The sequence below is a fragment of the Cupriavidus sp. NPDC089707 genome (assembly GCF_044748965.1).
In the GTDB taxonomy this organism is placed as follows: Bacteria; Pseudomonadota; Gammaproteobacteria; order Burkholderiales; family Burkholderiaceae; genus Cupriavidus.
Genome location: NZ_JBIVHB010000024.1, coordinates 57,725 through 70,352 on the forward strand (window position 1 = coordinate 57,725; position 12,628 = coordinate 70,352).

Here is a 12,628-nt window from a genome sequence, read left to right on the forward strand (position 1 = left end):
CGATCCGACACTACATGACCAAGTACGCAAAAATCATCGGTACCGGGAGCTACCTGCCCCCGCGGCGCGTGACCAACCATGATCTGGCGGCGCAGCTTGCCGAAAAGGGCATCGAGACCAGCGACGAGTGGATCGTCTCGCGCAGCGGCATCTCGGCGCGCCACTGGGCCGAGCCCGACGTGACCAGCAGCGACCTGGCGGTCAAGGCCGCCGAGCAGGCCATCGAGGCCGCCGGCATCGACCGGCAAAGCATCGACCTGATCATCGTCGCCACCTCGACGCCGGACTTCGTCTTCCCCAGCTCCGCCTGCATGGTGCAGCAGAAGCTGGGCATCACCAACCATTGCGCGGCGTTCGACCTGCAGGCCGTTTGCTCGGGCTTCGTCTACGCGCTGGCCACGGCCGACAAGTTCATCCGCAGCGGCTCGCATCGCAACGTGCTGGTGATTGGCACCGAAGTGTTCTCGCGCATCCTGGATTTCAACGACCGTACCACCTGCGTGCTGTTCGGCGACGGCGCCGGCGCGGTTGTGCTGACGGCCTCGGAAGAGCCCGGCATTCTGTCGAGCGCGATGCACTCGGACGGCAGCCACGTCGACATCCTGTGCGTGCCGGGCAATGTCTCGGGCGGCAATATCACCGGCAACGCCTTCCTGCGCATGGATGGCCAGGCGGTGTTCAAGCTTGCCGTGACCGTGCTCGACAAGGTCGCGCGCGAAGCCATGGAGCTGGCGGCCATGCAGCCTGAGCAGATCGACTGGCTGATCCCGCACCAGGCCAATATCCGCATCATGCAGGGCACGGCCAAAAAGCTGGGCCTGCCCGCCGAGCGCATGGTCGCCACGGTGCACGAGCACGGCAACACATCGGCCGCGTCGATCCCGTTGGCACTCGACGTCGCCGTGCGCGACGGCCGCATCCGCCCGGGCCAGACCGTGCTGATGGAAGGCGTCGGTGGCGGCTTCACCTGGGGCGCGGTGCTGCTGCGCATGTAATTCGCAGCCGGTGCCCGGTGCGCGCCAACGCCGCGCGCCGCCGCGCGCCGGCTTCCTGTTTCATAAGGGGTTCCAATCCGATGAAATTCGCTTTCGTATTTCCCGGCCAGGGTTCGCAGTCGGTCGGCATGCTCAATGCCTTTGCGGATAACGCCGTCGTGCGCGCCACCGTGGAAGAGGCCTCGGCTGCGCTGGGCCAGGATCTCGGCCGCCTGATCGCCGAGGGTCCCGCCGAAGAACTGAACCTGACCACCAACACCCAGCCGGTGATGCTGACCGCCGCCGTGGCGGTCTACCGCGCGTGGCTGGACGCCGGTGGCCCGGCCCCGGCACTGGTGGCGGGCCACAGCCTGGGCGAGTACTCGGCGCTGGTGGCTGCGGGCGTGATCCCGTTTGCCGAAGCGGTGCCGCTGGTGCGCTTCCGCGCGCAGGCCATGCAGGAAGCCGTGCCGGTGGGCGAGGGCGGCATGGCCGCGATCCTGGGCCTGTCCGACGACGACGTCCGTGCCGCATGCGCCGAGGCTGCTGTCGCCGGCGTGGTCGAAGCCGTCAACTTCAACGCCCCGTCGCAGGTCGTGATCGCCGGCCACAAGGGCGCGGTCGAGAAGGCGTGCGAGATCGCCAAGGCCAAGGGTGCCAAGCGCGCGCTGCCGCTGCCGGTTTCGGCGCCGTTCCACTCGTCGCTGCTCAAGCCCGCATCGGACCGCCTGCGCGAGCGCATGGCCGGGCTGGCGTTCTCGGCGCCGTCGATCCCGCTGGTCAACAACGTCGATGTCGCCATCGTCAACGATCCGGAAGCGATCAAGGACGCGCTGGTGCGCCAGGCCGCGGCGCCGGTGCGCTGGGTCGAGTGCGTGCAGAAGATGGCTGCCGAAGGCGTCACGCATGTGATCGAATGCGGCCCGGGCAAGGTGCTGGCCGGCATGACCAAGCGCATCGACGGCAACCTGACCGGCGGCGCGATCTTCGATCCGGCCTCGCTGCAGGACACGCTGGCGCTGCTGAAGTAAGCCCAGGACGAAAGCGTAAGAAAGGACATTTTGCATGACCAAACTTCTTGATAACCAGATTGCACTGGTCACCGGCGCCTCGCGCGGCATCGGTCGCGCCATCGCGCTGGAACTGGCTCGTCAGGGCGCTACCGTGATCGGCACGGCCACCAGCGAGTCGGGTGCTGCCGGCATCACGGAATACCTCGGTGCGGAAGGCCTGAAGGGCAAGGGCGCGGTGCTGAACGTCAATGACGCGGCTGCTTGCGATGCCCTGATCGACGGGATCGTGAAAACTCATGGCGGCATCGGCGTGCTCGTGAACAACGCCGGCATCACCCAGGACCAACTCGCGATGCGCATGAAGGACGAGGACTGGGCCGCCGTCATCCAGACCAACCTGACCTCGGTCTTCCGCCTGTCGCGCGCGGTGCTGCGCCCGATGATGAAGGCGCGCCAGGGCCGTATCATCAATATCACTTCGGTGGTCGGCTCGGTCGGTAACCCCGGCCAGATGAACTACTCGGCCGCCAAGGCCGGCGTGGCCGGCATGACCCGTTCGCTCGCCGCGGAAATCGGCAGCCGCAACGTGACCGTCAACTGCGTCGCGCCGGGCTTCATCGATACCGACATGACCAAGGCGCTGTCCGAAGAGCAGCATGCTTCGCTCAAGCAGCAGATTCCGCTGGGCCGCCTGGGCCAGCCCGAGGATATCGCCAATGCGGTCGCCTTTCTGGCGGGTCCGCAAGCCGCCTACATCACCGGCACCACGCTGCATGTGAACGGCGGGATGTACATGAATTAATCGGGTTTTGGGTGGCAGTTTTTTGGCAAGAAGCCAGAAGAAGCTGCCTGAAGCCGTAGTGAAGTCGTAGTTTTCCGAACCAAACGGGCGCGATTCTTGCAAAGCTTGGCAGGCGGCATTTCTGTCGCCCCAAACCTGCTAAAATGCGCCCACTTTTTGTCGAACTTCCCTGGAGGGTTACATGGACAATATCGAACAACGCGTCAAGAAAATCGTGGCAGAGCAGCTTGGCGTGGCCGAGGCAGACATCAAGAACGAATCCTCGTTCGTGAACGATCTCGGTGCGGACTCGCTGGACACGGTTGAACTCGTGATGGCGTTGGAAGATGAATTCGGCATGGAAATTCCCGATGAGGAAGCCGAAAAGATCACGACCGTGCAACAGGCAATCGACTACGCCACCGCGCACGTCAAGGCCTAAGCCCGTCGTATCTGAATTCCGAGCCACAGAAGGCAGGTGGGCGGGCCGTCGCGGCCGTGCCTTGCTGTTTTCTGTGGCTTTCGTCTGTTCGAGGACGCAGAATGGAATGCGCCTGTCCGCAGCGCCCGCGGCGCGGTGGCGGGTTGATCCGTCGTTCCGTTGCGTCTTCACGCACCCGTAGGAAAACATAGTGAGCCGTCGTCGCGTCGTCGTCACTGGGCTTGGCCTTGTGTCTCCGGTCGGAAACACGGTTGCCGAAGGCTGGGCCAACCTGGTAGCCGGCAAGTCCGGCATCGCCACCATCACCAAATTCGATCACTCCGCGCTTTCCGTGCACTTCGCCGGTGAAGTGAAGGGTTTCAATGCCGAGGACTACATCCCGGCCAAGGAAGCCCGCAATATGGATACCTTTATCCATTACGGCATCGCCGCGGGTACGCAGGCCTTGAAGGACAGTGGCCTGGAAGTGACCGAAGCCAATGCCGAGCGCATCGGCGTATTGGTCGGTTCGGGCATCGGCGGCCTGCCGATGATCGAAGACACCAAAGCGGTGCTGACCGAGCGTGGTCCGCGCCGCATTTCGCCGTTCTTCGTGCCGGGCTCGATCATCAACATGATCGCCGGCCACCTGTCGATCATCCATGGCATCAAGGGTCCGAACCTGGCTGCCGTGACCGCGTGCACGACTGGCCTGCACAGCATCGGCCTGGCAGCTCGCCTGATCCAGGCCGGCGACGCCGACGCCATGCTGGCGGGCGGCGCCGAGTCGACGGTGTCGCCGCTGGGTATCGGCGGCTTTGCCGCGGCCCGCGCGCTGTCGACCCGCAACGACGATCCGGCAGCGGCCTCGCGCCCGTGGGACAAGGATCGCGACGGCTTCGTGCTGGGCGAGGGCGCCGGCGTGATGATGCTGGAAGAGTACGAGTCGGCCAAGGCCCGCGGCGCGCGCATCTATGCCGAGCTGATCGGCTTCGGCATGAGCGGCGATGCGTTCCACATGACCGCGCCGAACATGGACGGCCCGCGCCGCTGCATGGTCAACGCGCTGAAGGATGCGGGCATCAATACTGATCAGGTCCATTACCTGAACGCGCATGGCACCTCGACGCCGCTCGGCGACAAGAACGAATCCGATGCTATCAAGGCAGCCTTCGGCGACCAGGCCTACAAGATGGTGGTGAACTCGACCAAGTCGATGACCGGCCACCTGCTGGGCGGCGCTGGCGGCCTGGAATCGGTCTTCACCGTGCTGGCGCTGCACAACCAGGTGTCGCCGCCGACGATCAACATCGACAACCAGGATCCGGAATGCGACCTGGACTACGTGGCCAACACGGCGCGCGAGATGAAGATCGATGTCGCGGTGAAGAACAACTTCGGTTTCGGCGGCACCAACGGCACGCTTGTCTTCCGCCGCGTCTGATCCGTGGTTGAGGCGGGCCCTGCGCGGGCTGCGTCGGGACAGGGTCCACCGCTTGCGGTGGGCCCTGTTCTTGTTCTGCGTCGCCGAAGCGTCTGCGGTGGGACTGCTTGCGTCGACATTGGCCGACACCGTCGCCGCCAGCCCGACCGGCCTGCTTTGGTGGCATGGTGCGCTGGCGCTCATGCCGGTCGTCGCAGGCGTGGCCGCAGTGCGCGGCTGGCGCCGGTGGGCACGAGCATTGCGCTGGCGGTGCACGGCGATGCTGCCGGCGCCCGATGGCAAAGGGCCGCTGCGGGTCCGAATTGAAGGCCCTGGGGCCCGCCGCCATGAAGTCGTGGTGAGCGGCTTCTGGCAAGTGGGTGAGGCAGTTGTCTTGCGCCTTGCTTCTCGCGCGCCCGGCGTGCCGGGCGCGATCTTCCTCCCCTGGCAAGCGCTTTCGCCGGAGTTCTCACAGCGGTTGCAGGGTGCCGCCAGAGTTGCACTGCAGGTGCAACCGGAGACGGCAATAAGGGAACGAATTTGTTAATTTACGGTCACAGGGTGCGCGTTGCTCGACGGGGCGAGCGGAGAATCGTAGGTAAAATACAACGTTTGTCGTGACGACCAAACCAAGAGATACACTGCAGGTGAGCCATACGTGAGCGAACGCGAAGCCGATCAGCTCCTAGTTGAACGCGTCCAGCAGGGCGACAAGCGGGCCTTTGAACTTCTGGTGACCAAATACCATCGGAAGATCATTCGTCTGATCTCGCGCCTGGTCAGGGACCCCGCCGAAGTCGAGGATGTGGCGCAGGATGCCTTTATCAAGGCATATCGCGCCTTGCCTCAGTTTCGCGGGGAGTCGGCCTTCTACACGTGGCTGTACCGGATCGCCGTCAACACGGCCAAGAACTATCTGGCAACCCAGAGCCGCCGCCCGGAAGCGTCGAGCGACATCGATGCGGAAGAGGCTGAAACTTTTGCGGACGGTGAGCAACTAAGGGATATCAATACGCCGGAGTCGATGCTCCACACGCGCCAGGTTGCCGAGACGGTGAATCGCGCGATGGAAGCACTGCCGGAGGAATTGCGGACCGCCATCACCCTGCGCGAGATCGAGGGCCTCAGTTATGAGGAAATCGCAGAGGCGATGGGATGTCCGATCGGCACGGTGCGCTCGCGGATCTTCCGTGCGCGCGAGGCGATTGCCGAAAGATTGCGTCCGCTGCTGGGAACGGCAGAGGGCAAGCGGTGGTAGTGGTTCGGTAGCAAAGAAAGATGTCGTGTGGCCAGCGTTGCAGCCTATTCCTGCATCGATAAGCGACAGCAGTAGACGGGATTATCGGTGTTCAATGGAATGTCTTGGGGTGGGAAATGGGTCAGGCTCATAACCAGTCGGTTCATGTAGTGGAAGCAGCGGAGCAGATCTCCGTTCTGATGGACGGCGAACTGGCGCCGCACGAAGTCAATGCCGTGCTCGATCTCGCAAAAAGCGACGACGGCATGGCCGACTGGAGCACATACCAGTTGATCGGCGATGCACTGCGCTCGGAAGACTTGACGCACGCGGGCTCCACCGTCGATTTCCTCTCTCGCTTCTCCGCGCGCCTGGAAGCCGAGCCGCACGTGCTGGTGCCGGCCGTCGCGCAAGCCAGCGCCCGCCACCGCCTGCTGCTCAGGCCGTCGTGGGTGCGCCGCGCCTTGCCCGGTACCGCGATCGCGGCCGCCGTGGCGGCGGTCAGCTGGGTAGTGGTGCCGCAGATGCGCGGACCCGCCGGCCTGGCGGCGCCCGAAGCCGTGGTGGCACGCGCTGAGCCGCCCGCAGCCGCGCCGGCTGCCGGCGTTGTCACCGTGGCCGACACCCAGATGATCCGCGATCCGCGCCTGGACGAATATTTGCGTGCCCATCGCACGTCGGTGGCAACGGATGCGTTCGTGCCGACCATGCGCACGGTTGCCAACGGCGCCAGCTTCTCTCAGGAAAATACGCAGGAATAATGCCGGACATGCATAAAGGACGGTCGTCCGCCTATGTAGCGGGCGCACAGAGAATTGGGGCCCTGCGTAGGTCCCTTTTTCTGGCCTTGTGTCTGACTGCTGCAGCGGCAACCGCGCAGCCGTCGGACAGTACGCTGAACCGCCGCGACGCCACCGCCTGGCTCAACAAGATCCACAAAGCCGCGCAGCGCGAAAACTACGTTGGCACGCTGATCTACCAGCGCGGCAGCGTCATGCATGCGTCGCGCATCCAGCATTACAGCGACCTGGTCAACAACGAGTACGAGCGCCTGGAAACGCTGGACGGCAAGCCGCGCGAGGTGCTGCGCCAGAATGACGTGGTGCACAGCCTGATTCCGGAAGCCAAGCTCGTGGTGGTGGAGAAGCAGGAAGCCAAGGACCGCTTCCCGGCGCTGCTTGCCACCAACAAGAACGATGTGCTCGAACTCTACGACATGCGCAGGATGCCCGCGGAGCGGGTGGCCGGCATGGATTGCGAGGTGTTCGCGCTGGAGCCGCACGATGCGGCGCGCTACGCGGTGCGCCTGTGGGCCGAGAAGAATTCCGGGCTGCTGATGCGTGCGCAGACCGTTGGCGACGGCGGCAAGGTGCTGGAGCAGGTGGCATTCTCGCAAGTCCAGATCGGGGTGCCGTCTGAAAAGCAGCGCATCCTTGCCGCCATCAAGAGTGCCAGCAACTGGAACCACTACGAGGTGAATTACCAGCCGACAAATATCGCCGATGAAGGCTGGACGATCGCCGTGCCGCTGAAGGGTTTCCAGAAAATCCGCGAGGTGCGACGTCCGCTGGGCGAGCTTCGGGCGTCGGCGCCCGGCAACAGCCGCGGCCAGGTCTTCGAGGTCCTGCAGGTGGTCTACAGCGACGGGCTGACCGGCCTGTCGGTCTTCATCGAGCCGGTTTCCGAGCAGCGTGTGCGCCGCGAGGGCGTGGCCGCGCTCGGGGCAACCCAGGTCGTGGTGCGCCGGATTGCCGATTACTGGATCACCGTGGTCGGCGAGGTGCCGGCGAGCACCGTACGCCAGTTTGCGACGGCCGTAGAGTACCGACCGCCCAAGGCGGTACACTGAGCCTGACGCGGGTGCAGCCGGCGCCTCGGAATGCCCGTTCCGGTGCCGGCCCATGAAACCTGCGCAAGGGGTCCCAGCTACGGGATCGTATCGGTTTTTCTTCTTTCGCTGAATCCCGGGAGTTGTCGATGACTTTCAGATCTCCAGCCCTGGCGCGCGCCGTGGTCATGGCTGCCATGTTGGTGCTCGGCCCGACCGTGGCCGAAGTCAGCCACGCCCAGGCTGCCGCCGCCAACTACAACCTGCCTGATTTCACCGACCTGGTGGAGAAGGCCAGCCCCGCGGTGGTCAATATCCGCACCACCGAGCGCGTGCGCCAACGCGGCGGTGCCCCCGGCGACGATGAAATGGCCGAGTTCTTCCGGCGCTTCTTTGGCGTGCCCATGCCGGGCGCGCCATCTCCCGGCACGCCGCCCCGCCGCAGCCAGCCGCCGCAGCAGGAAGAGCAGAGCCGTGGCGTAGGCTCGGGCTTCATTATCAGCGCCGATGGCTATGTGATGACCAACGCGCATGTCGTGGCGGACGCGGAAACCATCTACGTGACGCTGCCTGACAAGCGCGAGTTCAAGGCCAAGCTGATCGGCTCGGACAAGCGTACCGATGTGGCGCTGCTGAAAGTTGATGCCAACAACCTGCCGCGCCTGCCGCTGGGCGATTCGGAGAAGGTCCGCGCCGGCGAGTGGGTGCTGGCCATCGGCTCGCCGTTCGGGCTGGATAACAGCGTGACCGCCGGCATTGTCTCGGCCAAGGGGCGCGATACCGGCGACTACGTGCCGTTTATCCAGACCGATGTGGCGGTCAATCCCGGCAACTCGGGCGGCCCGCTGATCAACCTGCGCGGTGAAGTGATCGGCATCAACTCGCAAATCTACAGCCGCAGCGGCGGCTACATGGGTATTTCCTTCGCGATCCCGATCGACGAGGCGATGCGCGTGTCGGAGCAGCTCAAGACCGCAGGCCGCGTGACCCGCGGCCGCATCGCGGTGGCGATCGGCGATGTCACCAAGGAAGTGGCCGATTCGCTGGGACTGGGCCGTGCGCGCGGCGCACTGGTCGGCAGCGTCGAGCCGGGCGGCCCCGCCGAGAAGGCAGGGATCGAGGCCGGCGACATCATCCTGAAGTTCAACGGCCGCGATATCGAGCGCGCTTCGGACCTGCCGCGCATGGTCGGCGATACCAAGCCGGGCGCGCGCGTGCCGCTGCAGTTGTGGCGCAAGGGCGCGACCCGCGAGGTCACCATCACCGTCGCCGAACTGGAGCCGGACGGCAAGGCGCGCGCCAGCCGCAGTGCTGCGCCCAAGGAAGACAGCGCACCGGCCAGCAAGCCTAACGCGCTGGGGCTGGTGGTCAACGACTTGCCTGACGCGCGCTTGAAGGAACTCAAGCTCAAGTCGGGCGTCGAGGTAGAGCTGGCCGACGGCCCTGCGCTGCGCGCCGGCATCCGGCCTGGCGACATTATCCTGCGCCTGGGCGACACCGACGTGACCAACGCCCGCCAGTTCAACGAGCTGGTGCGCGGGCTGGACAAGAGCCGGATCGCTGCGGTGTTCGTGCGGCGCGGCGACGCCACCCAGGTGCTGACGCTGCGCCCAGGTGCCACCGCCAACCGTTGATCCGCTCCCCGTCGATGGCATGCCCGCGCTGACGCCCGTTCTGACGCTTTACGGCCGGGCATACTGCCATCTGTGCGAAGACATGAAGGTCGCGCTGGAGTCTCTCCGGCGCGATTTTTCTTTCGTACTGCATGAGGTGGATGTCGACAGCGACGCTGGCCTGGAAGACCGCTTCGGCGAACTGGTCCCGGTATTGATGCCAGGGGCGCCGGAGGCGCTTGACGGCAGTGCCGCGCAGCTTTGTCACTATTTCCTCGATGACGGCGCGGTGCGGGAGTGGCTTGCAGCACACGGCGGTGCCCGCGCCAGCCGCTGAATGCGCCTGGCACGCATACGGCGTGGCCATTTCACGACCCGGAAGCCTTTGAAAATCCGGTAAAATTCCGGATTGGCGCAAAAATTGCACCCCTGACCTTTGCGGCACGCCCGCGCACGCCTGCCGGCGCGCGGCGCCGGGCCATTTTCAAACTGCGACGAACCGTTTGTTGCCGCCCCGGGCCTGTTGCCGGCGCTCCCCTGAACACTAGATGGACCATATCCGTAATTTCTCGATCATTGCCCACATCGACCATGGGAAGTCCACCCTGGCCGACCGGATCATTCAGCTCTGTGGAGGGCTGTCGGATCGGGAGATGGAAGCGCAGGTCCTCGACTCGATGGATATCGAGAAAGAGCGCGGCATCACCATCAAGGCGCAGACCGCCGCGCTGACTTACAAGGCGCGCGACGGCAAGGTCTACAACCTCAACCTGATCGATACCCCGGGACACGTCGACTTCAGCTATGAAGTCAGCCGCTCGCTGTCCGCCTGCGAAGGCGCGCTGCTGGTGGTCGACGCCTCGCAGGGCGTTGAGGCGCAGACCGTGGCCAACTGCTACACAGCGATCGAGCTGGGCGTGGAAGTGGTGCCCGTGCTGAACAAGATCGACCTGCCGCAGGCCGATCCCGACAACGCGATCCAGGAGATCGAGGACGTCATCGGCATCGACGCGCAGGACGCCACGCCCTGCTCGGCCAAGACCGGCCAGGGCGTGCAGGACGTGATCGAAGCCCTGATCGCCAAGGTGCCGTCGCCCAAGGGCGACGCGGACGCACCGCTGCAGGCGCTGATCATCGATTCGTGGTTCGACAACTATGTCGGCGTGGTGATGCTGGTGCGCGTGGTCAACGGCACGCTGCGCCCCAAGGACAAGGTTCTGCTGATGGCCACCGGCGCGCAGCACCTGGTCGAGCAGGTGGGTGTGTTCACGCCCAAATCGATCCAGCGCGATTCGCTGACCGCCGGCCAGGTAGGTTTCGTCATCGCCGGCATCAAGGAGCTGAAGGCCGCCAAGGTTGGCGACACCATCACCACCGTGCAGCGCAAGGCTGAGGCGCCGCTGCCGGGCTTCAAGGAGGTCAAGCCGCAGGTGTTTGCCGGCCTGTATCCTGTCGAGGCCAACCAGTATGAAGCGCTGCGCGAGTCGCTGGAGAAGCTGCGCCTGAACGACGCTTCGCTGATGTTCGAGCCGGAAGTGTCGCAGGCACTGGGCTTCGGCTTCCGCTGCGGCTTCCTGGGCCTGTTGCACATGGAAATCGTGCAGGAACGCCTGGAGCGCGAGTTCGACATGGACCTGATCACTACCGCCCCCACGGTGGTGTACCAGGTCGAGATGCGCGACGGCACCATGATCACGGTGGAAAATCCGGCGAAGATGCCGGACCCGAGCAAGATCGAAGCGATCCTGGAACCGATCGTCACGGTCAACCTGTATATGCCGCAGGAATATGTCGGCTCGGTGATCACGCTGTGCACGCAGAAGCGCGGCTCGCAGATCAACATGAGCTACCACGGCAAGCAGGTGCAGCTGACCTACGAGATCCCGATGGCGGAAATCGTGATGGACTTTTTCGACCGCCTGAAGTCGGTTTCGCGCGGCTATGCGTCGATGGACTACGAGTTCAAGGAATATCGCCCGTCGGATGTGGTCAAGGTCGATATCCTGATCAACAGCGACAAGGTCGATGCGCTGTCGGTGATCGTGCACCGCTCCAACTCGCAATACCGCGGCCGCGAAGTGGCAGCCAAGATGCGCGAGATCATTCCGCGCCAGATGTACGATGTGGCGATCCAGGCGGCGATCGGCTCGAATATCATCGCGCGCGAAAACGTCAAGGCACTGCGCAAGAACGTGCTGGCCAAGTGCTACGGCGGCGATATCAGCCGCAAGAAGAAGCTGCTGGAAAAGCAGAAGGCCGGCAAGAAGCGCATGAAGCAGGTGGGTACGGTCGAGATCCCGCAAGAGGCCTTCCTGGCCATCCTGCAGGTGGACGACAAGTAAGGCACCCGCAGCACGATGCGACGCGCGGCGGTTCGCCGCGCGCATAACAGAACAGGCAGTACCAGGATTTCCAAGAACCAGAAGCCGTCATGAATTTTGCACTGATCCTTTTTGTGCTGGTGGTGATTACGGGTGTTGCGTGGGTCGCGGACAAGCTCGTGTTTGAGCGGCAGCGCCGCGCCTCGGCGCGGCTGGCGCTGGCTGAATTCGATTCCCGCCAGGGGGCGCTGCAAGGCGGCGGCTTTGGCGCGACCGATGCCGACGCCACGCGCAAGCGCCTGGCCGAAGAGAAGCTGCGCCAGCCGTGGTGGCTGGAATACTCGGCCAGCTTCTTCCCGGTGATCCTGGCGGTGTTCGTGCTGCGCTCGTTCGTGGTCGAGCCGTTCAAGATCCCGTCGGGCTCGATGATTCCGACGCTGCTGATCGGCGACTTCATCCTGGTCAACAAGTATGAGTACGGCATCCGGCTGCCGGTGGTGAACAAGAAAATCATGGACATGCGCGAGCCACAGCGCGGCGACGTAATGGTATTCCGCTACCCGAAGGACAAATCGCTCGATTACATCAAGCGTGTCGTCGGCGTGCCGGGCGACACGGTTCAGTATTTCAACAAGCGGCTGACCATTAACGGCAAGCCTGCCGAATACACCGTGCTGCCGGATTTTCTGGACGAAGAGCGCCTGGCGTATTCCAAGCATTTCCGCGAAAAGCTGCCCGGCAGTGTCGACCATGGCATCCTTAACGATGCTGACCGGCCGGCGTTCGTTGCAGGCGCCGACCCGGATTTCCCCTACCGGGAAAACTGCACTTACAATCAGCAGGGTGTGACGTGCAAGGTACCTGCGGGTCACTATTTCGTGATGGGCGACAACCGGGACAACAGCCTCGACTCCCGCTACTGGGGATTCGTGTCGGATGAGAATATCGTCGGCAAGGCCTTTGTCATCTGGATGAACCTGGGCAATTTCGGACGCGTGGGCTCGTTCAAATAAGTCA

General features: G+C 64.2%; 13 protein-coding genes. All 13 read left to right on the forward strand.

Going from position 1 to position 12,628, the window contains the following annotated elements:
- Positions 1–14: 14 nt before the first annotated feature.
- Positions 15–995, forward strand: a complete 981-nt coding sequence (locus ACIP1U_RS27095) for a beta-ketoacyl-ACP synthase III (RefSeq protein ID WP_400321842.1) — start codon at positions 15–17, stop codon at positions 993–995.
- A gap of 80 nt (positions 996–1,075) precedes the next feature.
- Positions 1,076–2,005: an ACP S-malonyltransferase gene (fabD, locus tag ACIP1U_RS27100; RefSeq protein ID WP_400321844.1), complete on the forward strand. Its 930-nt coding sequence runs from the start codon at positions 1,076–1,078 to the stop codon at positions 2,003–2,005.
- 34 nt (positions 2,006–2,039) lie between these two features.
- Positions 2,040–2,789 carry a 3-oxoacyl-ACP reductase FabG gene (gene fabG, locus ACIP1U_RS27105; protein ID WP_400321846.1) on the forward strand — a complete coding sequence of 250 codons (750 nt, stop codon included), beginning with the start codon at positions 2,040–2,042 and terminating at the stop codon, positions 2,787–2,789.
- A 181-nt stretch (positions 2,790–2,970) separates the two neighbouring features.
- Positions 2,971–3,210: an acyl carrier protein gene (gene acpP, locus ACIP1U_RS27110; RefSeq protein ID WP_008644813.1), complete on the forward strand. Its 240-nt coding sequence runs from the start codon at positions 2,971–2,973 to the stop codon at positions 3,208–3,210.
- A 190-nt stretch (positions 3,211–3,400) separates the two neighbouring features.
- The gene (gene fabF, locus ACIP1U_RS27115; protein WP_400321849.1) at positions 3,401–4,633 is read left to right on the forward strand and encodes a beta-ketoacyl-ACP synthase II; all 1,233 of its coding nucleotides are present in this window, start codon (positions 3,401–3,403) and stop codon (positions 4,631–4,633) included.
- A gap of 70 nt (positions 4,634–4,703) precedes the next feature.
- Entirely contained in the window at positions 4,704–5,159 is a 456-nt protein-coding gene (locus ACIP1U_RS27120) for a hypothetical protein (protein ID WP_400321851.1), read from the forward strand.
- 111 nt (positions 5,160–5,270) lie between these two features.
- A complete protein-coding gene (gene rpoE / locus ACIP1U_RS27125) occupies positions 5,271–5,870 on the forward strand; it encodes an RNA polymerase sigma factor RpoE (protein WP_400321852.1) in 600 nt (199 codons plus the stop codon).
- Between the two features lie 116 nt (positions 5,871–5,986).
- The gene (locus ACIP1U_RS27130; protein WP_400321854.1) at positions 5,987–6,610 is read left to right on the forward strand and encodes a sigma-E factor negative regulatory protein; all 624 of its coding nucleotides are present in this window, start codon (positions 5,987–5,989) and stop codon (positions 6,608–6,610) included.
- Positions 6,611–6,618: 8 nt separating this feature from the next.
- Positions 6,619–7,698 carry a MucB/RseB C-terminal domain-containing protein gene (locus ACIP1U_RS27135; RefSeq protein WP_400321856.1) on the forward strand — a complete coding sequence of 360 codons (1,080 nt, stop codon included), beginning with the start codon at positions 6,619–6,621 and terminating at the stop codon, positions 7,696–7,698.
- A 128-nt stretch (positions 7,699–7,826) separates the two neighbouring features.
- Positions 7,827–9,311 (forward strand): DegQ family serine endoprotease, encoded by a 1,485-nt coding sequence (locus tag ACIP1U_RS27140; protein ID WP_400321857.1) that lies wholly within the window; start codon positions 7,827–7,829, stop codon positions 9,309–9,311.
- A 19-nt stretch (positions 9,312–9,330) separates the two neighbouring features.
- Positions 9,331–9,627 carry a glutaredoxin family protein gene (locus ACIP1U_RS27145; protein ID WP_400321859.1) on the forward strand — a complete coding sequence of 99 codons (297 nt, stop codon included), beginning with the start codon at positions 9,331–9,333 and terminating at the stop codon, positions 9,625–9,627.
- Between the two features lie 211 nt (positions 9,628–9,838).
- Complete coding sequence (gene lepA / locus ACIP1U_RS27150) at positions 9,839–11,632, forward strand: translation elongation factor 4 (RefSeq protein ID WP_400321861.1); 1,794 nt, start codon at positions 9,839–9,841, stop codon at positions 11,630–11,632.
- An 89-nt stretch (positions 11,633–11,721) separates the two neighbouring features.
- Positions 11,722–12,624 carry a signal peptidase I gene (lepB, locus tag ACIP1U_RS27155; RefSeq protein WP_400321864.1) on the forward strand — a complete coding sequence of 301 codons (903 nt, stop codon included), beginning with the start codon at positions 11,722–11,724 and terminating at the stop codon, positions 12,622–12,624.
- Positions 12,625–12,628: the final 4 nt, after the last annotated feature.

Coding starts and splice junctions, on each gene's coding strand:
- ACIP1U_RS27095 (WP_400321842.1), top strand. CDS start 15: ATGACCAAGTACGCAAAAATCATCGGTACCGGGAGCTACCTGCCCCCG.
- fabD (WP_400321844.1), top strand. CDS start 1,076: ATGAAATTCGCTTTCGTATTTCCCGGCCAGGGTTCGCAGTCGGTCGGC.
- fabG (WP_400321846.1), top strand. CDS start 2,040: ATGACCAAACTTCTTGATAACCAGATTGCACTGGTCACCGGCGCCTCG.
- acpP (WP_008644813.1), top strand. CDS start 2,971: ATGGACAATATCGAACAACGCGTCAAGAAAATCGTGGCAGAGCAGCTT.
- ACIP1U_RS27130 (WP_400321854.1), top strand. CDS start 5,987: ATGGGTCAGGCTCATAACCAGTCGGTTCATGTAGTGGAAGCAGCGGAG.
- ACIP1U_RS27135 (WP_400321856.1), top strand. CDS start 6,619: ATGCATAAAGGACGGTCGTCCGCCTATGTAGCGGGCGCACAGAGAATT.
- ACIP1U_RS27140 (WP_400321857.1), top strand. CDS start 7,827: ATGACTTTCAGATCTCCAGCCCTGGCGCGCGCCGTGGTCATGGCTGCC.
- ACIP1U_RS27145 (WP_400321859.1), top strand. CDS start 9,331: ATGCCCGCGCTGACGCCCGTTCTGACGCTTTACGGCCGGGCATACTGC.
- lepA (WP_400321861.1), top strand. CDS start 9,839: ATGGACCATATCCGTAATTTCTCGATCATTGCCCACATCGACCATGGG.
- lepB (WP_400321864.1), top strand. CDS start 11,722: ATGAATTTTGCACTGATCCTTTTTGTGCTGGTGGTGATTACGGGTGTT.